The following is a 19,308-nucleotide window of genomic DNA, read 5'->3' as shown; positions in this document are numbered from 1 at the left end:
CGACCCGCCCATGGCAGAGCTCGTCTACCGTCCCGTCGTCGGTTTCGCCCGCACGCTGTTCAAGGCGTGGGACCTCAAGATCGACTGTCAGGGTTCGGAGAACATCCCGCGCTCGGGCGGCGCCGTGCTGGTGAGCAATCACATCAGCTACCTGGACTTCGTCTTCAACGGCCTGGCGGCACTGCCGCAGAAACGTCTCGTGCGCTTCATGGCGAAGGAGTCCGTCTTCCGCCACAAGATCTCGGGCCCGCTGATGCGCGGGATGAAGCACATCCCCGTGGACCGCAAGCAGGGCGAGGCGGCCTACGCGCACGCCCTGGACTCGCTGCGGTCGGGCGAGATCGTCGGGGTCTTCCCGGAGGCGACCATCTCGCAGTCGTTCACCCTGAAGAGCTTCAAGTCGGGCGCCGCGCGCCTGGCACAGGAGGCCGGTGTCCCGCTGATCCCGATGGCGGTGTGGGGCACACAGCGGCTGTGGACCAAGGGCCACCCCCGCAATTTCAAGCGCAGCCACATCCCCATCACGATCCGGGTCGGCGAGGCGATCGAGGCCTCCCGTGACAAGTACGCGGGCGCGATCACCCGCCAGCTGCGCGAGCGCGTCCAGGAACTCCTGGAGGCCGCCCAGCGCGCCTATCCCGTACGCCCGAAGGGCCCGGACGACACCTGGTGGATGCCGGCCCACCTCGGCGGCACGGCTCCGACGCCGGAGCAGGTCCGGGAGGCCGAGGCGCACTGACACCCGGGCACGGCCGGCCCGGGCTCCGGTCCCGCCTCAGAGCGCGGTGGGGAGTGTCCTCCACAGGTGAGGCCGGTCGCCGGCCGACTTGAGGGTGTCGAGTACGACCGGGTGAGGCGCGGCGTACAGGACCGGACAGTCCGTCTCGCCGAGTTCGGGGTCGGGCGTGAAGGCGAGCCGCTCACCGTCGAGGGAGAACCGCGCGTCCACTCCCGGCTTGTTGCCCCGGGGGTCCTGCCGGTGCCACGCGCCGTTGAACCGCACGGCGACCAGACCGTGCACGACATCGAACTTCTGGTAGCACAACGCGGTCGGGATGTCCTCGGCCCGCAGCAGCGCCGCGAGCGCGTGGGCCTTGGCATAACAGATGCCGGTGCGCTGTTCCAGGACATCGGAGGCGCGCCAGGTGACGCGGAGGTCCCCCGCATCCTGCGAGTGCGGGATGGTGTCGCGCACGAACTCGAACGCATCCCGCGCATACTCATACGAGTTCGCCACACCCCTGGCCAACGTGGCCGCTGTCTCGCGCACCAGCGGATGATGATGGTCTATCGCCTCGTCAGCGGCCAAGTAGGCGGAGAGATCGGGGGTTTCCTGGATCAGCTGCATGCACGCAGAGCATAGGGACGAGATCGCCACCAGGTCAATATATTTTCCGTTTACTGCATAAACATGCATCACTGGCAAGAACGGCTGAACACCGCCGCAACCACTCGCCCCGCCGCAACCCTTCCCCCGCGCCACGGGTCTCGGCCTCAGCAGGTCCGTGACAAGGGGGAAGACATGAAGGACCCACAGCGCCTGCTCGGCGCCGCACTCGTGAGCTGCGCCCTGGCGGCCGGAGTCGGGGCCGGGCCCGCGTACGCCCAGGAGAACCAGCTGTGGATCAGTGCGCCGTACGAGACGGTACTGCCGGGCGCGGACGCGGACGGCGGCGCGCCCGAGCGCAGCCTGGCCGTGCGGGTCAGCCGTGACGTGGCCGATGACAGGGTGCCTGCGGGGCGACTGACCGTCGACGTCGGCGAGATCGCCTCTTTCGCGCGGGTGTCGTGGCCGGCGAACTGCGAGCCGGAGTCGGAGGTCAAGGCGGTCTGCGACGTCCCCGAGATGCCCGCCGGGACGGAGAGCGTGCCGGCCGCCACGTTCGGGCTGCGCGCGCTGCCCGGAGCGGACGTCGGCGCCTCGGGGTACGTGCGCTACTCGGCCGTCGCCGGAGAGGCGACGTCCCACCCGGCAGAGACACGGGTCGGCGTGGGCAACGGGCCGGACCTCGGGCTCAGCCAGGCCGACGACCAGCACGGCCTCAGGCCCGGCTCGAGGACGAGCGTGCGGGCGACGCTGTCCAACAGCGGCAACCGCACCGCGGACCGCACGCTGCTGTGGCTCGACGCCTCGTACGGGCTGCGTTTCGAACAGCGGCACGCCAACTGCGAGTACCGGGCGCACGAGACCGGTACGTCCGCTCTGTGCGTGCTGGACGAGGCGGTGGCACCCGGGCAGCGATACGCGCTGAACACCGGTCTCGGCGTGGGCCGGAATGCGCTGTACGAGCGGTTCGACCACTCCGTCCACCCGTACTCCGACGAGGCGCTGGAGGAGATGCGCGGCGACTGGACGTGGACCCGGGGCACGGGCGCCGAGCTGGACCTGCGTCCCCTGGCCGCCGCCCGGGCCGCGGCGGCGGACCCCGACCTCGACCCACAGGACAACTACCGGGCCGTCATGCTCAACGCCCGGAACACCGCCGACCTGAAACTCGGCGGCAGCAGGGTGGGCGGGGCCGCCGGTGACACCGTGACCGCCCGTGTCACCGTGCTCAACCGCGGTCCGGCCTGGGTGGCGTCGCTGGGCGCGGGCGCCGCCGTGGCGACGGTGCGGTTCCGGGCGCCGGAGGGCACCACGGTCGGCCCCCTGCCGGAGGAGGACTGCTGGACGGCGGAGGACGGGACGTCCCCCACCACCCACTTCTGCCGGACGCCTATATACCTGCACGACAAGGCGTCGTACACGTTCGAGATCCCGCTGCGGATCGACCGCGTGGTGCGCGGCGCGCACACCACCGTCGCCACGCTCAACGACGACCCAGAGCTGAGCATCAGGGAGTTCGACCCGAACCTGCGCAACAACAGCGCGCGGATCGTCGTCAACTGACGCGGTGCTCGGGAGGAGACGGTCTCAGCGGGCCATCTCCTCCTTCAGTGCCGCCACGAACGCGTCCACGTCCTCCTCGGTCGTGTCGAAGGCGCACATCCAGCGGACGACGCCGGCGGCCTCGTCCCAGAAGTAGAACCGGAACCGCTTCTGGAGGCGCTCGCTCACGTCGTGCGGCAGGCGGGCGAACACCGCGTTGGCCTGCACCGGGTAGAGGATCTCCACGCCGTGCACGGCACGTACGCCCTCGGCGAGGCGCTGGGCCATCTCGTTGGAGCGGCGGGCGTTGCGCAGCCACAGGTCCCGGGCGAGCAGGGCCTCCAACTGCACCGAGACGAAGCGCATCTTGGAGGCGAGCTGCATGGACAGCTTGCGCAGGTGCTTCATGTGGCTGACGGCGTCCTGGTTCAGGACCACGACCGCCTCGCCGAACAGGGCGCCGTTCTTCGTGCCGCCCAGGGAGAGGATGTCGACGCCGGCGGCGTTGGTGAGCGTGCGCATCGGGACGTCCAGGGTGGCGGCGGCGTTGGCCAGCCGGGAGCCGTCCAGGTGCACCTTCATACCGTGTGCGTGGGCGTGCTCGCACAGGGCGCGTATCTCGTCCGGCGTGTAGACCGTGCCCAGCTCGGTGGCCTGGGCGATGGAGACGACCTGGGGCATCGCGCGGTGCTCGTCGTCCCAGCCGTACGCCTGCCGGTCGATCAGCTCGGGCGTGAGTTTGCCGTCGGGCGTGGGCACGGTGAGCAGCTTCAGGCCGCCGACCCGCTCGGGCGCCCCGCACTCGTCGACGTTGATGTGCGCGCTCTCGGCGCAGATCACCGCGCCCCAGCGGTCGGTGACCGCCTGGAGGGCGACGACGTTGGCGCCGGTGCCGTTGAAGACCGGGAACGCCTCGGCGGTGGCCCCGAAGTGGCTGCGGACGACGCTCTGGAGGTTCTCGGTGTACGCGTCCTCGCCGTACGCGACCTGGTGCCCGCCGTTGGCCAGGGCCAGGGCGGCGAGCACCTCCGGGTGGGCGCCGGCGTAGTTGTCGCTGGCGAAACCGCGGACCTCGGGGTCGTGATGGCGACGGGCGTCGGTCTTCGGCGGGTTCACGGCTTCTCGGTGAGCCACAGACGGTTTCCGTTCACTTCGGCGGCGGGCTTCTCCCAGATGCCGGTGATGGCCTCGGCCAGGTCCTTGACGTCGGTGAAGCCCGCGAACTTCGCGTTGGGGCGGTCGGCGCGCATGGCGTCGTGCACCAGTGCCTTCACCACCAGGATCGTAGCCGCCGAGGTCGGGCCCTCGGGGCCCCCGGCCTTGCGGAAGTAGTCGGCCATGGCCAGCGTCCACGCCTCGGCCGCCGCCTTGCCGGCGGCGTACGCGGCGTTGCCCGCGGTGGGCTTGCTGGCGCCCGCCGCGCTGATCAGCACGTACCGTCCGCGGTCGCTGCGCTGGAGTGCCTCGTGGAAGGCCAGGGAGGTGTGCTGCACGGTACGCACGAGCAGCATCTCCAGGAAGTCCCAGTCGTCGAGGCTGGTCCGGGTGAAGGTCTCGCTGCCGCGCCAGCCGCCGACGAGATGGACCAGGCCGTCGACGCGGCCGAAGTCCTTCTCGATGCGGGTGGCCCAGTCGCGGGTGGCCCGCAGGTCGAGCAGGTCGACCGTGTCACCGGTGACGGTGGCGCCGCCGGTCGCGTAGCTCGCCGCGTCCACCGCCTCCGCCAGCCGCTCCGGGTCGTTGTCCGAGCCGATGACGGTGGCCCCCGCCTCGGCCAGCCTGAGCAGCGCGGCCCGGCCCGCGGGCCCGCCCGCTCCGGCCACCGCGATCACCGCGCCGCTGAGCGCCCCGTTCCCCGCCATGGTCTTCGCCTCCTGAGCAGTGTTCTGGCTTCGCCGATCGCTCACGCGGCGATCCGCTCGGCGCCGTCCGCCGTGATGCCCTTGGTGGAGGCGATCACGTTCTTCAGCTTCTTGGACAGTGCCTCATAGAACATGCTCAGCGGAAACTCGTCCGGAAGCACGTCATCGACGAGTTTCCGCGGCGGCTGCGTCACGTCCAGCGCCTCGGGTCCCTTGGCCCACTTCGAGCCCGGGTGCGGCGCGAGGTAGGTGGAGACCAGCTCGTACCCGGCGAACCAGTGGACGAGCTTGGGGCGGTCGATGCCGTCGCGGTACAGCTGCTCGATCTCGGCGCACAGCTCGTTGGTGACCTGCGGGGCGCGCTCCCAGTCGATGGACAGCTTGTTGTCGGTCCAGCGGACGACGTCGTGCTTGTGCAGGTAGGCGAAGAGGAGCTGGCCGCCGAGGCCGTCGTAGTTGCGCACGCGCTCACCGGTGACCGGGAAGCGGAACATACGGTCGAAGAGGACCGCGACCTGCACGTCACGGGCCTGCGGGACGCCGTCCTTCTCCAGCTTCACGGCCTCCTTGAAGGCGGTGAGGTCGCAGCGCAGCTCCTCCAGGCCGTACATCCAGAACGGCTGGCGCTGCTTGATCATGAACGGGTCGAACGGCAGGTCGCCGTGGCTGTGGGTGCGGTCGTGGACCATGTCCCACAGGACGAACGCCTCCTCGCAGCGCTTCTGGTCGTGGACCATCGCGGCGATGTCCTCGGGCAGCTCCAGGCCGAGGATCTCGACGGCGGCGTCGGTGACGCGGCGGAAGCGGGCGGCCTCACGGTCGCAGAAGATGCCGCCCCAGCTGAACCGCTCGGGGGCCTCGCGCACGGCGATGGTCTCGGGGAAGAGCACGGCGGAGTTGGTGTCGTAGCCCGCCGTGAAGTCCTCGAACTTGATGCCGCAGAACAGCGGGTTGTCGTAGCGGGTGCGCTCCAGCTCGGCCAGCCAGTCCGGCCAGACCATGCGCAGCACGACCGCTTCGAGGTTGCGGTCCGGATTGCCGTTCTGCGTGTACATCGGGAAGACGACCAGGTGCTGGAGGCCGTCCGCGCGGTTCGCGGCGGGCTGGAAGGCCAGCAGCGAGTCGAGGAAGTCGGGCACCTGGAAGCCGCCGTCGGCCCACCGGGTCAGGTCCTTGGCCAGGGCCTCGTGGTAGGCGCGGTCGTGCGGGAGCAGCGGGGAGAGCTCCAGGACCGCGTCCGTGACCTGGCGGACGGCGAGCTCGGCGTCGGCCGGGTCGGGCGCGCCGTCGGCGTCGAAGTCGATCGACCCGTCCTTGGACTGCCATGGCCGGATCCGCTCCACGGCATCCTTGAGCACGGGCCATGCCGGGTGGTCCGCCACCCTGGCCACGGGAGGAACCCGCTCCTCCGAACCCACCTGCACAAGAATTTCCGTCATGTCCCACCTTCCACGGGAGAATCTCGCGTAACCCGACCGTATACACACGAGGTTCCTCCCAGCAAGGGCTACCTCGGGAAAATATCCTGCCCTACCCCGGCCTTCACCGCACTTTTTCCTGTCGACCATGCTTGTGCCCGCACGCGCGCCGACCATGCCCTCACCCTCTGCACAGGGCGGGTACAGGCGATACGGTCAGGGGGGCCGTCAGGCCCCCAGTGCCGCCTGTCGACGGAAGAGAGTCGCGAATTGAACTTCCTCACCATCGGTCACCGCGGAGTCATGGGTGTGGAACCCGAGAACACCCTCCGGTCCTTCGTCGCCGCGCAGGAGGCCGGCCTCGACGCCATCGAACTCGATCTGCATTTGAGCAAGGACGGCGCGCTCGTCGTGATGCACGACACGGACGTGGACCGCACGACCGACGGCAGCGGGCCGATCGCCGAGAAGACCCTCGCCGAGCTGCGGGCCCTGGACGCGGGCCGGGGCGAGCGGGTACCGGTCTTCGAGGAGGTCCTGGAGGCCGTGCAGGCGCCGCTCCAGGCGGAGATCAAGGACGTGCAGGCGGCGCGGGCGCTGGCCGAGGTGATGAACCGGCGCGGGCTGGCCGACCGGGTGGAGGTGTCCTCGTTCCACGACGAGGCGATCGCCGAGATCAAGCCCTTGGTGCCGGGTGTGCGCACCGCGCTGATCGCCAGCCGCTACGGCACCGACATCGTGGACCGCGCCGTCGAGGCCGGTGCCGAGACCGTCTGCCTGAACATCCGCCGGCTCACCCTGGAGATCGTGGAGCGCGCCCGCAAGGCCGACCTGAGGATCATCGGCTGGGTGGTCAACACGCAGGACCATCTGCGTCTCGTCCGCGCCTTCGGCCTGGACGGCGCGACCACCGACCACCCGGACATCAAGCGCACGGGCCGCTTCACGGCGTAGTGGCCAGGGGGGACCCGGCCACGGGGTGTCCCCTAGGCGAGCTCCTTGATCAGCAGCTCGAACTTCAGGTCGTCGCGCTGCGGGATGCCGAAGCGCTCGTCGCCGTACGGGAACGGGGTCGTCCGTCCCGTACGGCGGTAGCCGCGCCGCTCGTACCAGGCGATGAGGTCCTCGCGTACGGAGATCACGGTCATGTGCATCTCCGTCGCGCCCCACGTCTCGCGGGCCTGCCGCTCCGCCTCCGCGATGATCACCTTGCCGAGGCCGGCGCCCTGGAGCCGGGGACTGACCGCGAACATCCCGAAGTAGGCGTGGTCACCCCGGTGCTCCAGCTGGCAGCAGGCGACGATCCGCCCCGCCCGCTCCACCGTCAGCAGCCGGCCGTCGGGCGACTTGATGACGGCCAGCACCCCCTCCGGGTCGGTCCGCTGCCCTTGGAGAATGTCCGCCTCGGTGGTCCACCCGACTCGGCTCGCGTCGCCCCGGTACGCCGACTCGATCAATGCGACCAGCTCGTCCACGTCGGCGTCCGTGGCATCGCGGAAGGTCAGTCCGGTGGCGTCGGTGTCCATGGGCGTACGTCTCCGTTCGGTGGCGCGCTCGGGCAGGGATGAGAGTAACTGCACCACTAGGCTCCGCTGCATGGTGCATGTACTCAGCAGCCGGATCCTGCTCCGTCCCACCGACCCCGAGCGGTCCCGTGCCTTCTACGGCGAACAGCTCGGGCTCGCCGTGTACCGGGAGTTCGGTACGGGGCCGGACCGTGGGACGGTCTATTTCCTCGGCGGTGGCTTCCTGGAGGTCTCCGGCCGGTCCGATACCCCACCGGCGCCTGTCACGCGCCTGTGGCTCCAGGTCGCCGACGCGGCGGCGGCGCAGGAGGAGCTGCGGGCGAAGGGCGTGGTGATCGTACGGCCGCCGGTGAAGGAGCCCTGGGGGCTGGTCGAGATGTGGATCGCGGATCCGGACGGGACGCCGATCGTGCTGGTGGAGGTCCCGGCGGACCACCCGATGCGCTACCGGCCGGGCATCTGAGGCCCTCCGGGGCGGTGCTCCCAGCCCCGGTCGGTGCGGGTCAGTTCGCGAAAGCCCGCGCCCGTCAGATGGTCGAGCATGGTGCTGTCGGCGGCGGATTCGTAGGCGACGAGCCGGTCCACGCCACACAGGCGGAGCCAGTCCGCGGCCCCGGCGAGCAGCCGGCGCTCCAGACCGGTGCCGTACTGCGCGGGGTCGATGTGCAGGTTGCCGATGTCGGCCAGGCCGGCGGCACGGGCGTGGCGTTCCGGGCGGGCCAGGGCCGTGTCGATCTCGACGAAGCCGAGGGCGCGGGTGCCGGCGCGGGCGGTGAAGCGGGTGCCGCACTCCCCCAGCGTGCGCTCGATCGTGACGCCCGGCCGGGGCTCGGGCTCCGGCAGGTCGGCCACCCGGGCGATCAGGATGACCTCGGTGTCCCCGACGTGCTGGAAGCCCGCGCGTTCGTAGACGGCCCGGATGTGCGGCCAGTTGCGGGGCAGCCCGTAGACGAGGGGGGCGGGCAGCGCGCCGTCGGCGTACCGGACGCGGGCGTTCCAGCGGGCGCACCGGGCCAGGCACTCACGCATCAGCAGGTCCGCGGCCTGGTCGGCGTCCGGCCAGAAGGAGGCCGCCGGACGGCACACGAACCAATTGATCTCCGCGGCGTCCCGGTAGGACTCGCCGACCGCGGCGTCGGCCCGGTAGCGCAGCAGGTGGGCCGCGGCGACGACGCAGTCGCGCTGCTCGGCCACGAGCGTCGTCCGCTCGGCCACCCACGGGTCGGTGATGAATTCTCCGGGCTGCCGTTCCAGGTCGCTGAGGACGGTGTTCACGGAGACGGAGACGCGGGGGACGACGGCCGCGACGTGCATGTTGACCAGGTCGGTCAGCTGGTCGCGGTCGGCTCGGCGGAAGGGGCGCACCTCGAGCGCGGGCATGGGAGACCTCCGGGCAGGTGAAGGAGCTGGAGGCCGCCACGCGGTGCGGTACGGGGACGAGGGTATGCCGGGGCCGGTGCGGCACACCAGTGGGTTTCCCCGGATGGCAGGGACGACGGGCTGCGGCTTAGCGTGCTGGAGGGGCTCATGCCCGGGGACTCCCTGCGGAAGGAACGCCATGAAGCTCGACGCACCGGTGACCGGCGGGCCCTGCTGGACCGAGCTGGGGACCACCGACCTGGAGGCGGCCCAGCGGTTCTACACGAGGCTGTTCGGCTGGCGGCCCGAGACGGACCCGCGTCAGGAGGCGGGCGGCTACACCGTCGCCCACCTCGGGGACGCGGCCGTCGCCGCGCTCGCCCCGCTGTACCAGCCATCGCAGCCGGTCGCGTGGAACGTGGCGTTCGCGGTGACCGACGCGGACGCCGCCGTGCGTGAAGTGACCGAGGCGGGCGGGACGGTGCTGTTCGGCCCGACGGACGTGTTCGACGCGGGCCGGTTCGCGGTGGCCGCCGACCCGACCGGTGCCGTGTTCCAGCTGTGGCAGGCGGGGACCTTCCCGGGCGCCGGGCTGTTCAACGCGCCCGGTTCGCTGGGCTGGGCCGAGCTGTACACCAGGGGCCCCGAGCAGGCCGTGGCCTTCTACGGCCGGGTGTTCGGCTGGACCGTCAAGGCCTCGGAGCGGTACACCCAGTGGGGCGTCGGCGGGGCGGACTTCGGCGGCATGGTGACGATGGACGACAAGTTCCCGCCCGAGGTCCCGGCGCACTGGCTGCCGTACTTCGCCGTGGCGGACGTGGACGCCACGACCGCCGTCGTCCAGCAGCTGGGCGACGTCCTGATGGTCCCCACCTCCCTGCCCGGCGGTCGGCGCATCGCGGTGCTGCGGGACCCGCAGGGGGCCATGTTCGGCGTGTACGGGGCGGGCGAGGAGGGCTGAGGCGACGGTGTGTGACCGCCGGGGCCGTGGTTTGCGCTGAAGTGCGCTCCAGCTTCTAGCGTCGGGCGGACGACCTGCCCGGAGGGAAGAGACCGTGCGTTACACACTGTTCGGCAAGACCGGTCTGCGCGTGAGCGAGCTGAGCCTCGGCGCGATGACCATCGGCGACGACTGGGGCTGGGGCGCCGGCAAGGAGGCCAGCGCCCGGATCGTCGACGCTTACGCGGAGGCGGGCGGCAACTTCATCGACACCGCCAACAACTACACCGACGGCAGCTCGGAACGGATCCTGGGTGAGCTGCTGCAGGGCCGGCGCGACACGTTCGTGCTGGCCAGCAAGTACACCTGCGGGATCCGCGACGGCGACGTCAACGCCGCGGGCAACCACCGCAAGAACCTGGTCCAGTCGGTGGAGGCGAGCCTTCAGCGGCTGCGCACCGACCGGCTGGACGTGCTGTGGGTGCACGCCCGGGACAACTTCACGCCCGTCGAGGAGGTCATGCGGGCCCTGGACGACCTCGTCCGCACGGGCAAGGTGCTGTACGTCGGTGTCTCGGACTGGCCGGCCTGGGAGATCGCCCAGGCCAACACGCTGGCGGAGCTGCGGGGCTGGACCGCGTTCGCCGGTTCGCAACTGCGCTACAGCCTGCTGGAGCGGACCCCGGAGCGCGAACTGCTGCCCCAGGCCCGGGCCTTCGACCTGGCGGTGCTGGCCTGGGCACCGCTCGCGGCCGGGAAGCTCACCGGCAAGTACCGCAGGGGCGAGGCGGGACGGCTGGGCGCCACGGGCGGTGACGTCGACCCGCGCGAGGAGGCGGTGATCAGTGCCGTCCTGGAGGTCGCCGAGCAGGGCGGCTGGAGTCCGGCCCAGGTGGCGCTGGCCTGGCTGCTGGCCCGGCCGGGCAACGTGGTCCCGATCATCGCGGCGACCAAGGAGAGCCAGCTCGCCGACAATCTGGGCAGCGTCGACGTCCGTCTCGACGCGGACGCCCTCGCCCGCCTCGACCAGGTGAGCGCGGTGCCGCTCGGCTTCCCGCACGACTTCGTCCGCGAGCCGGCCATCACCCGGAACATCTACGGCGACCGCTGGCCTGCCATCGAGGACCGCCGCTCCACGCACCGCCGCACGGCACACGAGGTGCTCTGACCCGTGGCCCGGGCTTGCTGCGGCCCGAGCCGGCCGCCGCCGGTGGACGGCTCAGCTCCGCAGCGCGCCCAGGCGGCCCTCCAGTTGGGCGAGCAACTCTCCGAGCAGGGCGGCCAGTTCGCCCTGCCCGGGGGCGTCCAGGCCGGACAGGGCGGCGGTCTCGTAGGCGAGCTGGGCGGGCAGGACGCCGTCCACGAGTTCGCGTCCGGCGTCGGTGAGGCGGAGGTGGGCGACACGGCGGTCGCGGGTGTCGCCGCGGCGTTCGACCAGGCCCCGTTCGGTCAGCTGCTTGAGGCGCTTGGTGACGGCGGCGCCCGAGGAGAAGGTCTCCCGGGCCAGCTCCCCGGGCGTCAGCTCGTGCCCGGTGCGGCGCAGCGCGCCGAGCAGATCGAACTCGGGCCGGCTGAGCCCCGCCCTGCGCAGCGGCGCGTCCTCGGCCTGCTGAAGGAGGGCGGCGCAACGGTTGATCCGCCCGATGATCTCCATCGGCCCGGTGTCGAGCCCGGGATGAACGGCCTGCCACTGCCGGACGACGGCGGCGACGGTGTCGCCCTGCCGGTGACCGCCGGGGTCCGCACCGATCGGGGCCCCTCCGGCAGCAGGGGTCTCACCGCCCGGGCTCCCTCCGGCCGCAGAGGCCCCGTAAGCCCCCGTCGTCGGCTCCGGGCCGTCCCCCGGCCCGCCCCCGTTGGGCGATGGTCCATCCGTCGCCGTCATGGCCGTGCGTCCTCCGTCTGCGTGTCCGTGCCCCGGTCCGGGAGCAGCCCCTGGCGTCGTGCCGTCGCGGCGAGCGTACGGTGTCCTGACTGTTCGGCGAGTACGACCCGCTCCTGGGGCAGGGCGCGCTGCCACCATTCGCCGGCCGCCGCGTCGGCGGTGGCGCGCAGATCGGCCAGGGCGACGGCGAGGCCGCGACGGGCGGCTCCCAGGGCGGCGGCGTCGGGGTGCGGCTCGGCCAGGAGGCGGGCGGTGCGCTCGCGGGCCCGGTCGGCGGCGGTGAGGGCGCGCTCGACGCGGTCGCCCGCACGCCGGTTGGTGACGGCCACTGCGGCGACGAAGCCGACCAGGGCGCCGACGACCGTGTCCACGAGCCGCTCGGTCATCAGCTCGCCGGGCTCCCGGTACCCGGCGAACTCGGTGACGAGCAGGGCCATGGGGGTCACGCAGACGCTGCCCAGCCAGTAGTTGCGGCTGATGAGCAGCTCGGCGCCGAAGCTGAACGCGAGGCAGCACACCACGAGGGCCGCCTGGCCCAGGTGCGCGAGCGGCACGACGGCCGCGAAGACGAGCACTCCGGCGACGTTGCCCACCACGCGCTGGACGGCCCGGCTCCAGGTCAGGGCGATGTTCGCCTGGTAGAGCGAGGCGGCGGTGACCAGGGCCCAGTAGGGGCGGCCGATACCGAGGGCCAGGGAGGCGTAGCCGGCGAGCGCGCAGCCGAGTGCGGTGCGTACGGCGAGCGGAGTCAGCGGGCCGAGCCGCGCCCAGAGCCCGCGGGCCGTGTCGACACCGAGCAGTTCGTCGGCGGCGGCCCGCGGCAGCCCGGCCTGCGGGACGGGCCCGGTACCGCGCAGCGCGCCGGCCCACGCCCGCAGACGGCCGGCGTCCGCCTCCGCCGGCGCGGCGAGGGCCACCTCGGCACGGACGACGAGCCGTTCGAGCGCGCGCCGGGTGCGGGAACGGGCGCTGGTGGACGACAGCGACTGCCAGGCGGCCTGTACGGCGGCGTAGCCCGCGGCGCGGGCCCGGGCCTGGCCCTCGCCGGTGCCGCCCGTGTCGGCGTACGCGGCGGCGGCCTTCAGCGCGGCGGCGGTGGCGCGGCGCTCCGGCCCGTGCGGGCGGACCAGCGCGGGGGCCATGCAGACCAGCCAGGCCCAGACACCCGTCGCGGCGGCCAACGCCAGATGGCCGGGGACCTGGGCGAGGGTCTGCGGCACGAACAGCGAGGCGGAGCTGACGAACGTGAGGACGACATGGCCGGGTGGCCCGACACGGGTCGCGTCGCACAGCACCTTCTGCGCGGCGGCCAGCAGAGCGCCGACGGTGACCAGGACCACGGCGCTGCCCGTGAGCGAGGCCGCGACCAGGGCGACGGCGAGCCCGCCGAGCATGCCGAGCACCACCCACACCAGGGCTCCGGCCCGGGCGGCGTAGGGCCGGTTGTGCGCGTACAGCGCGCACAGGGATCCGGCCATCGTGTACATCGCCAGGTCGAGCCGGCCGAGCGCCAGCAGGGTGAGGTTGGGAGGGGCGATCGCCGCGACCACGCTCAGCGCGGGCTTGAACCAGATGTCCGAGGGACGGCCGACGCGCAGCACGCCCGCCAGCGGGAGACGCCGGGCAGGTGGGGAGACGGGGACGGGGGTCGCACTGCTCATAGGAGACAAGGTTAGCAGGTGTTTTACTCATAAAAGACATGCTGTCACCTCGCGTGCTCCCTCGAATGCTCCCCGTGTACACCCTTGCGCTTGCGTGCGCGCCGCATGGCCCGGGCATCGATGGACCGACTGCCGAGCTGACCGACCGTCGAGCGGGGAGGGTGCGCGTGCACGGACCGGCTTCGTCCGGCTGGCTACTGGTGGTGCTCTGCGCGGTGACCGGCGCCTACTGCCTGGTGCGGATGCGCGGCAGCGCCGGGGAGCAGCGCAGCACCGCGGGCGGTGAGGCGCTGATGGGTTTCGGGATGGCCGCGATGGCGGTGCCGGCGGCGGTGTTCACTCCGCCGCCGTGGGCCTGGCCCGCCTACGCGGTGGTGTTCGGGGCGGCCGCGGTCCCCGCGCTGTGGGCGGCGCGGGCCGGCGCGCACCACCTCCACCACCTGGTGGGGGCCGGGGCCATGGTCTACATGTCCGTCGTCATGGCCGGCGCTCCCGCCCACGCGCACGGTCAGGGGGGATCTGGGGTCCCGCTGCTGACCGGTGCGCTGCTGCTCTACTTCGCCGGGTACGTGCTGCTGACCGGCGTCCGGCTGGTGCCGGTGGCCGCCGTGGCGGGCAGCGGGGCCGGGGGAGGCGGGTCCGCCGGGTGGGGCGACCGGCCGGAACTGGCGCGGGCCTGCCGGCTGTCCATGGGGATCGCGATGGTGGCGATGCTGCTGACGCTGTGAGCAGGACCGTCCCGGCGGGCCGTACGGATCCGTTGCCTGCGTCACTTTGGCGCCACAAGTCGTACCCCTGAGCCGTGCCTCACTCGTAGGCTGCGCCTCATGATGCTCCCCGCGGCACTGTTGCTGCTCGGCGCCCTGATCGCAGTGGCCGCTCCCCGGCTGCTCGCCCGGGCGGACTGGCCGGATCGTGAGCCGGTCGTGGCGCTGTGGGTGTGGCAGTGCGTGGTGGTGGCCCTGCTCGTGTGCTGTGCGCTGTCGATGACGCTCAGCGCGGCAGCCGCCTGGCACGCGGTCGGCGGGCACGTCTTCGCGACGGCGCCGGGCCCGGTCGTCGAGGCCTACGCCCTCGGTACGGCCGGCCCCTGGGCGGCGACCACCGCCGTGGCTTTGGCCGGCGGCGGGCTGTGGAGCGCGGCGATGCTGGTCCGCGAGATCGGCGGGGCACGCGCCCGGCGCCGCCGCCGACGTGCCGATCTGCTGGTCAGGGCGCCGCTGCTGCCGGGCGAGGTGGCCGTGTCCGGCCGACTCGTCGTCCTGGAGAGCGAGCGGCCCGACGCCTGGTGGCAGCCCGGCGCTCCGCCGCAACTGGTCGTCACCACGGCCGCGTTGCGCCGGCTGAAGGGCCGGCAACTGGACGCCGTGCTCGCCCATGAGCAGGGGCACGCGCGGGCGCGGCACGACTGGCTGCTGAACTGCTCCTCCGCGCTGGCGGGCGGCTTTCCGCAGGTGCCGGTGTTCGCCGCGTTCCGCGACGAGATGCACCGCCTGGTCGAACTCGCCGCCGACGACACGGCGTCCCGCCGCTTCGGCCGCCTGACCACGGCCCTGGCCCTGGTCGAACTCAACGAGCACCGCGGCGTGTTCGGCCCCTGCCCGACGCCGCAGGCACATGTCCCGGCGCGGGTGCACCGGTTGCTCACTCCCCCGGACCGGCTGTCCCCGGCACGCCGGCTGCGGCTGACGGCGGCTGCCGCCCTGGTGCCCGTGGTGCCGGTGCTGGTGGCGTTCGTACCGGGGCTGCGGGCGCTGGGATAGCCCGAATGCATGGTCCGGGGCGCCGGTGAAATCCGTGCCGATGCCAAAGGCGTGACGATCGCGTCCCGATGGCCGGAGTGTGCGGTTCGGGTAGCGAAGATCGGCTCCGTACTGGATCCGGAGCCCCCGGTTCGGCGAGGATCGCATCATGCACACCCGGTCCCTCGACTCCCCGCCCCGCCCGCAGCACGGCACCGCCGCCCGGTCGGCCGGCGTACTGGCCTTGTGCTCCGCTCTGCTGCTGACCCTCGTCGCGGCCAGATGGAGCCCGTTGATCAACGCGGACGGAGACATCTCCGCCACCACCCACCGCTGGGCGGTCGAGGAATCCGGCATCACCCAGGCGTGCCGCATCCTCACGGACTGGGTGTGGGACCCGTGGACCATGCGCGCGCTGTGCGCGGTCGTGGTCGTGTGGCTGGTGGTGCGCCTCGCGGCGCACTGGACGGCGGCGTGGCTGGCGCTGGCCGTCACGCTGGGCACGCTGTTCCAGCAGGCCCTCAAGGCCCTGGTGGACCGCCCCCGCCCGGTCTGGCCCGACCCCGTCGACTCGGCCCACTACTCGGCCTTCCCGTCGGGCCACGCCATGACCGCCACGGTGGTGTGCGGCCTCTTCCTGTGGCTCCTGCACCGGCACGGCGTCGGCCGTGCCGTGTGGCGTACGGCCGTGACCGTGGCCGTCGTGTCCGTGATCGGTGTCGGACTCACCCGTGTCTGGCTGGGCGTCCACTGGCCGACGGACGTGGTGGGCGGCTGGCTGCTGGGCGCGCTGGTGGTGGCTCTGGCGGTGTGGACGCACGAGCACCGGCAGCCGCGTACCCACCCGGACACCGCCTCGTAGGATCGCCCCCATGACGGCTGTGCTGTTCGACTTCTCCGGAACGCTCTTCCGCGTCGAGTCCACCGAATCCTGGCTGCGCGGTGTCGTGGCCGATGCCGAAGTCCCCTTCACAGAGGCCGAGTTCACCGTCACCGCGCAGGCGCTGGAGGCAGTCGGGGCGCTGCCGGGCGGTGGCGATCCCGCTCGGGTGCCGGAGGAACTGGCCGACGCCTGGCTGATCCGCGACCAGAGTGCCGCACTGCACCGGGCCGCCTACACCGGCCTCTCCCGCCAGGTCACGCTGCCCGACCCGGCGTGGCACGACGCGCTGTACGACCGCCACATGACACCGGCGGCGTGGACCCCGTACCCGGACGCCGTCGAGGTGCTGCGCACGCTGCGGGAGCGGGGCGTCCCCGTCGGGGTGGTCAGCAACATCGGCTGGGACCTGCGCCCGGTGTTCCGCGAGCACGGCCTGGACCGCTACGTCGACGCGTACGTCCTGTCGTACGAGCACGGCATCCAGAAGCCCGACCCGCGGCTGTTCGCCACCGCCTGCGAGGCGCTCGGCGCGGATCCGCGCCGGACGCTCATGGTCGGCGACGACCGCAGGGCGGACGGCGGGGCCGCCGCCCTGGGGTGTGAAGTGCACTTCGTGGACCACCTGCCGGTGACCGACCGGCCGGACGGGCTGCGGCCGGTCCTGGACCTGGTGAGCTGACCCCGCGGAAACCAGTAGCCCGAGGCCACCACCAGGTCGTCTGCTCGCCCGCCTCGGACGATCCCCCGTGTCGCCCGAGGCAGACGGCATCGCCGGTCCGGACCTCACGGTCCTGGCCGGACGCCTACGAGTATAGTTGGCTGGCAGCCAGTCAACGCAGGAGTTACAGCATGTCCCCGCGCAGCGCCTCGGTCAATGAAGAGTTGCGGAGGCGTTCGAAGGAGCGGCTTCTCCAGGCGGCGGTCGAGCTGGTCGGCGAGCGCGGCTTCGAGGCCACGACGCTCGGCGACATCGCCGACCGGGCGGGTTCGGCCCGCGGTCTGGTCTCGTACTACTTCCCGGGCAAGCGCCAGCTCGTGCAGTCCGCCGTGCACCGGCTGATGCACCGCACGCTGGAGGAGGCGCTGGAGCGCGAGCCGCGTACCGAGGACGGCCGGGAGCGGATGGCGCGGGCCATCGACGCGATCCTGGGGCTGGCCAGGGACCGGCCCGTGCTGATGCGCCAGCACATGGCCGGGCTGTTGCAGGCCGAGGGCTTCATGCCCTGCCCGGAACAGCGGCGCCTGGCCGAACTGCTGCGGGACACCGTCGCCCGGCACGGGTCACGGGACGTCGACAGCGACTACCCGATGCTGCGGGCCCTGCTGATGGGTGCCGTGTACGCCGCCCTGGTGCCGGGTGTTCCGATGCCGGTCCCGGTGCTGCGGGCCGAGTTGTTCAAGCGCTACCGGCTCGACTGGGAGCTGGGTGTCCCGCCGGAGGCCGGAGCCTCCGGCGGGAGGAGCGACAGGGATCTGTCGCGGTTCTTCGCGACCGGGGACGCACCGGGGTGCGGTCCGCAGGGTCAGCCGAAGTAGTCCGGCTGTGTCTGCACGTTGAGCTCACGCAGGTGGACCCACCGTGCCGGGTCCGTGCGCCGGTCCTTGATCTTCAGGACGTCGAAGCCCTTGGTGATCTCGTTCGAGTAGATGTAGCCGTTGTAGTAGTACGCCGACCACGAGCCGCCGAAGGTCAGCCGGTCGGTGCTCATCGGGCCGCGTTCGAAGTAGGCGATCTCCCTGGGCTTCGACGAGTCGGTGAACTCCCAGACGGAGACACCGCCCTGGTACCAGGCCTGGACCATCAGGTCCCTGCCCTTCACCGGGATCAGCGAGCCGTTGTGGGCCACGCAGTTCTCGGTGTCCGCCTGGTGGCGGGGGATCTTGAAGTAGCTGCGGAAGACGAGCTTGCGCTCGTCACCCTTGCCGACGATGTCGTAGATGCCGTCGGCACCGCGGTTCGGCCCGGTCGCCGCGTTGCAGGTGGCCGCGGGGCCGCCGCCCAGCTCGTCGGTGAACACGACCTTGTTCGCCTTCTGGTTGAACGTCGCCGAGTGCCAGAAGGAGAAGTTGACGTTGTCCTGCACGCGGTCGATGACCTTCGGGTGCTCCGGGTCCTCGACGGAGAACAGGATGCCGTCCCCCATGCAGGCGCCCGCGGCCAGGTCCTTCGAGGGCAGCACGGTGATGTCGTGGCAGCCGGTGGTCTTGGAGACGCCCGGGTTTGTGGGCCCGCCCGGATTGCCGCCGCCGTCCGGTCCCTCACCGGGGAACAGCACGGGGAAGCCCACGACCGCCGCCTTCTCGGGGGCGTTGCGCGGCACCTTGATGACGGAGATGCCGTCGTGCGGTGGCCGGCAGTCGGGGTAGGCCGCGCTCGGCGAGTACGACGAGACGTACACGTAGACGTTCCGCCGCTGAGGCACCAGCGTGTGGGTGTGCGAGCCGCAGGCGGTCTCGACGGCGGCGACGTACCTCGGGTTCCGCTTGTCGCTGATGTCGAAGACCTTCATGCCCTCCCACGAGGACTTCTCGGTCGCCGGCTGCGTGGTGCTGCTGCAACTGCTGTCGCTGCGTGAGGAGTCGGTGGACAGGAACAGCAGGTCGCCGGAGACGGAGACGTCGTTCTGCGAGCCCGGGCACAGCACCTGGGCGACCGTCTTCGGCGACTTCGGGTTGCTGATGTCGAAGATGCGGAAGCCGTCGTAGTTGCCGGCGATGGCGTATCTGCCCTGGAAGGCCAGGTCCGTGTTGGTGCCGGGCAGCACGTCCTTGGGGATGTTGGCGAGGTGCTCGATGTTGGCGGAGTGGACGATCACGTCCTGGCCGGGTATCTCGCCGCTTTCGATGGCCTCGCGCGCCTCGGCCTGCGCGCTCTTGGAGACTTCCTTCGGCGTGGGCGGCACGTCCCCCGGGTCGGGGGTGGCCCCTGCCGGCGCCGCCACGAGGAGCGCGGCCAGCAGTCCGCCGGCGATCGCACAGGCTCCCAGGCGTCTGCGGCGTGTTCTGCGGTCGTTCAACAGGATCACTGTTTTCCTCCCTGGTGCCGTTCGCTGCGGAACGGTTCACGCACCACGCAGTATCGTCCTCGTCATGCACATACCAACAGGCGCCAACAGGATCGTAAAGAAGCCACTCGGTCAATGACCCGCGGAGCATGCCCGAA

Annotated in this window: 20 protein-coding genes; 11 read left to right on the top strand and 9 right to left on the bottom strand. The window is 71.9% G+C overall.

The window, feature by feature from the left end:
- Window positions 1–10 precede the first annotated feature (10 nt).
- The gene (locus tag GTY47_RS05705; protein ID WP_010037568.1) at window positions 11–739 is read left to right on the top strand and encodes a lysophospholipid acyltransferase family protein; all 729 of its coding nucleotides are present in this window, start codon (window positions 11–13) and stop codon (window positions 737–739) included.
- 36 nt (window positions 740–775) lie between these two features.
- Here the strand turns inward: GTY47_RS05705 and GTY47_RS05700 are convergent, their stop codons facing one another.
- Window positions 776–1,348, bottom strand: a complete 573-nt coding sequence (locus GTY47_RS05700; RefSeq protein ID WP_010037566.1) for a transglutaminase domain-containing protein — start codon at window positions 1,346–1,348, stop codon at window positions 776–778.
- Window positions 1,349–1,522: 174 nt separating this feature from the next.
- On the opposite strand from GTY47_RS05700, the gene GTY47_RS05695 reads away from it, so the two are divergent.
- Window positions 1,523–2,890, top strand: coding sequence for a hypothetical protein (locus GTY47_RS05695; protein ID WP_010037565.1), 1,368 nt, complete (start codon window positions 1,523–1,525; stop codon window positions 2,888–2,890).
- A gap of 24 nt (window positions 2,891–2,914) precedes the next feature.
- Here GTY47_RS05695 and GTY47_RS05690 read toward each other — a convergent pair whose 3' ends face one another.
- The 3 genes from GTY47_RS05690 to GTY47_RS05680 are packed head-to-tail and all read right to left on the bottom strand — an operon-like array spanning window position 2,915 to window position 6,170.
- Window positions 2,915–3,985: a low specificity L-threonine aldolase gene (locus GTY47_RS05690; RefSeq protein WP_010037564.1), complete on the bottom strand. Its 1,071-nt coding sequence runs from the start codon at window positions 3,983–3,985 to the stop codon at window positions 2,915–2,917.
- On the bottom strand, window positions 3,982–4,731 hold the full coding sequence (locus GTY47_RS05685; RefSeq protein WP_010037562.1) for an SDR family oxidoreductase: 750 nt from the start codon (window positions 4,729–4,731) through the stop codon (window positions 3,982–3,984). Before GTY47_RS05685 ends, GTY47_RS05690 begins: the two co-directional genes overlap by 4 nt.
- A 41-nt stretch (window positions 4,732–4,772) precedes the next feature.
- A complete protein-coding gene (locus tag GTY47_RS05680; protein ID WP_029181002.1) occupies window positions 4,773–6,170 on the bottom strand; it encodes a DUF6421 family protein in 1,398 nt (465 codons plus the stop codon).
- A gap of 249 nt (window positions 6,171–6,419) precedes the next feature.
- Here GTY47_RS05680 and GTY47_RS05675 point away from each other — a divergent pair, with 249 nt between their 5' ends.
- Window positions 6,420–7,103, top strand: coding sequence for a glycerophosphodiester phosphodiesterase family protein (locus GTY47_RS05675; RefSeq protein ID WP_010037560.1), 684 nt, complete (start codon window positions 6,420–6,422; stop codon window positions 7,101–7,103).
- 32 nt (window positions 7,104–7,135) lie between these two features.
- Here the strand turns inward: GTY47_RS05675 and GTY47_RS05670 are convergent, their stop codons facing one another.
- Window positions 7,136–7,675 (bottom strand): GNAT family N-acetyltransferase, encoded by a 540-nt coding sequence (locus GTY47_RS05670; protein WP_010037557.1) that lies wholly within the window; start codon window positions 7,673–7,675, stop codon window positions 7,136–7,138.
- A 70-nt stretch (window positions 7,676–7,745) separates the two neighbouring features.
- On the opposite strand from GTY47_RS05670, the gene GTY47_RS05665 reads away from it, so the two are divergent.
- Window positions 7,746–8,138, top strand: a complete 393-nt coding sequence (locus tag GTY47_RS05665) for a VOC family protein (RefSeq protein ID WP_010037556.1) — start codon at window positions 7,746–7,748, stop codon at window positions 8,136–8,138.
- Here GTY47_RS05665 and GTY47_RS05660 read toward each other — a convergent pair.
- Complete coding sequence (locus GTY47_RS05660; protein ID WP_010037555.1) at window positions 8,120–9,055, bottom strand: hypothetical protein; 936 nt, start codon at window positions 9,053–9,055, stop codon at window positions 8,120–8,122. The two genes, GTY47_RS05665 and GTY47_RS05660, sit on opposite strands and share 19 nt — an antisense overlap.
- A 178-nt stretch (window positions 9,056–9,233) precedes the next feature.
- Between GTY47_RS05660 and GTY47_RS05655 the strand changes: the two genes are divergently transcribed.
- Entirely contained in the window at window positions 9,234–9,995 is a 762-nt protein-coding gene (locus GTY47_RS05655; RefSeq protein ID WP_010037553.1) for a VOC family protein, read from the top strand.
- Between the two features lie 94 nt (window positions 9,996–10,089).
- On the top strand, window positions 10,090–11,142 hold the full coding sequence (locus GTY47_RS05650; RefSeq protein WP_010037552.1) for an aldo/keto reductase: 1,053 nt from the start codon (window positions 10,090–10,092) through the stop codon (window positions 11,140–11,142).
- A 51-nt stretch (window positions 11,143–11,193) separates the two neighbouring features.
- On the opposite strand, the gene GTY47_RS05645 is transcribed toward GTY47_RS05650, so the two are convergent.
- Entirely contained in the window at window positions 11,194–11,859 is a 666-nt protein-coding gene (locus GTY47_RS05645) for a MarR family transcriptional regulator (protein WP_102514917.1), read from the bottom strand.
- Window positions 11,856–13,520, bottom strand: a complete 1,665-nt coding sequence (locus GTY47_RS05640; RefSeq protein WP_029181000.1) for an FUSC family protein — start codon at window positions 13,518–13,520, stop codon at window positions 11,856–11,858. The genes GTY47_RS05645 and GTY47_RS05640 overlap by 4 nt, the downstream gene beginning before the upstream one ends.
- A gap of 167 nt (window positions 13,521–13,687) precedes the next feature.
- Here GTY47_RS05640 and GTY47_RS05635 point away from each other — a divergent pair, with 167 nt between their 5' ends.
- From GTY47_RS05635 to GTY47_RS05615, 5 genes are all read left to right on the top strand, one after another.
- The gene (locus GTY47_RS05635; protein ID WP_010037549.1) at window positions 13,688–14,248 is read left to right on the top strand and encodes a DUF5134 domain-containing protein; all 561 of its coding nucleotides are present in this window, start codon (window positions 13,688–13,690) and stop codon (window positions 14,246–14,248) included.
- A 99-nt stretch (window positions 14,249–14,347) separates the two neighbouring features.
- Complete coding sequence (locus GTY47_RS05630; RefSeq protein WP_010037548.1) at window positions 14,348–15,283, top strand: M56 family metallopeptidase; 936 nt, start codon at window positions 14,348–14,350, stop codon at window positions 15,281–15,283.
- 148 nt (window positions 15,284–15,431) lie between these two features.
- Window positions 15,432–16,124, top strand: a complete 693-nt coding sequence (locus GTY47_RS05625) for a phosphatase PAP2 family protein (protein WP_010037547.1) — start codon at window positions 15,432–15,434, stop codon at window positions 16,122–16,124.
- A gap of 10 nt (window positions 16,125–16,134) precedes the next feature.
- On the top strand, window positions 16,135–16,824 hold the full coding sequence (locus GTY47_RS05620; protein ID WP_010037545.1) for an HAD-IA family hydrolase: 690 nt from the start codon (window positions 16,135–16,137) through the stop codon (window positions 16,822–16,824).
- A 170-nt stretch (window positions 16,825–16,994) separates the two neighbouring features.
- Window positions 16,995–17,681: a TetR/AcrR family transcriptional regulator gene (locus GTY47_RS05615; RefSeq protein WP_010037544.1), complete on the top strand. Its 687-nt coding sequence runs from the start codon at window positions 16,995–16,997 to the stop codon at window positions 17,679–17,681.
- Here GTY47_RS05615 and GTY47_RS05610 read toward each other — a convergent pair.
- Window positions 17,669–19,171 (bottom strand): hypothetical protein, encoded by a 1,503-nt coding sequence (locus GTY47_RS05610; RefSeq protein WP_010037542.1) that lies wholly within the window; start codon window positions 19,169–19,171, stop codon window positions 17,669–17,671. The two genes, GTY47_RS05615 and GTY47_RS05610, sit on opposite strands and share 13 nt — an antisense overlap.
- Between the last annotated feature and the right edge of the window lie 137 nt (window positions 19,172–19,308).

Origin of the sequence: Streptomyces sp. SID5464 (genome assembly GCF_009862985.1) — a bacterium.
Classification (GTDB): domain Bacteria; phylum Actinomycetota; class Actinomycetes; order Streptomycetales; family Streptomycetaceae; genus Streptomyces; species Streptomyces chartreusis_D.
This window is presented reverse-complemented; position numbering and strand designations above follow the sequence as displayed.

What these genes read in the sequence shown, in the direction of transcription:
- GTY47_RS05705 (WP_010037568.1), top strand. Translation starts at nt 11, where the DNA reads ATGGCAGAGCTCGTCTACCGTCCCGTCGTCGGTTTCGCCCGCACGCTG.
- GTY47_RS05700 (WP_010037566.1), bottom strand. Translation starts at nt 1,348, where the DNA reads ATGCAGCTGATCCAGGAAACCCCCGATCTCTCCGCCTACTTGGCCGCT.
- GTY47_RS05695 (WP_010037565.1), top strand. Translation starts at nt 1,523, where the DNA reads ATGAAGGACCCACAGCGCCTGCTCGGCGCCGCACTCGTGAGCTGCGCC.
- GTY47_RS05685 (WP_010037562.1), bottom strand. Translation starts at nt 4,731, where the DNA reads ATGGCGGGGAACGGGGCGCTCAGCGGCGCGGTGATCGCGGTGGCCGGA.
- GTY47_RS05680 (WP_029181002.1), bottom strand. Translation starts at nt 6,170, where the DNA reads ATGACGGAAATTCTTGTGCAGGTGGGTTCGGAGGAGCGGGTTCCTCCC.
- GTY47_RS05670 (WP_010037557.1), bottom strand. Translation starts at nt 7,675, where the DNA reads ATGGACACCGACGCCACCGGACTGACCTTCCGCGATGCCACGGACGCC.
- GTY47_RS05665 (WP_010037556.1), top strand. Translation starts at nt 7,746, where the DNA reads ATGGTGCATGTACTCAGCAGCCGGATCCTGCTCCGTCCCACCGACCCC.
- GTY47_RS05660 (WP_010037555.1), bottom strand. Translation starts at nt 9,055, where the DNA reads ATGCCCGCGCTCGAGGTGCGCCCCTTCCGCCGAGCCGACCGCGACCAG.
- GTY47_RS05655 (WP_010037553.1), top strand. Translation starts at nt 9,234, where the DNA reads ATGAAGCTCGACGCACCGGTGACCGGCGGGCCCTGCTGGACCGAGCTG.
- GTY47_RS05645 (WP_102514917.1), bottom strand. Translation starts at nt 11,859, where the DNA reads ATGACGGCGACGGATGGACCATCGCCCAACGGGGGCGGGCCGGGGGAC.
- GTY47_RS05640 (WP_029181000.1), bottom strand. Translation starts at nt 13,520, where the DNA reads ATGAGCAGTGCGACCCCCGTCCCCGTCTCCCCACCTGCCCGGCGTCTC.
- GTY47_RS05630 (WP_010037548.1), top strand. Translation starts at nt 14,348, where the DNA reads ATGATGCTCCCCGCGGCACTGTTGCTGCTCGGCGCCCTGATCGCAGTG.
- GTY47_RS05625 (WP_010037547.1), top strand. Translation starts at nt 15,432, where the DNA reads ATGCACACCCGGTCCCTCGACTCCCCGCCCCGCCCGCAGCACGGCACC.
- GTY47_RS05620 (WP_010037545.1), top strand. Translation starts at nt 16,135, where the DNA reads ATGACGGCTGTGCTGTTCGACTTCTCCGGAACGCTCTTCCGCGTCGAG.
- GTY47_RS05615 (WP_010037544.1), top strand. Translation starts at nt 16,995, where the DNA reads ATGTCCCCGCGCAGCGCCTCGGTCAATGAAGAGTTGCGGAGGCGTTCG.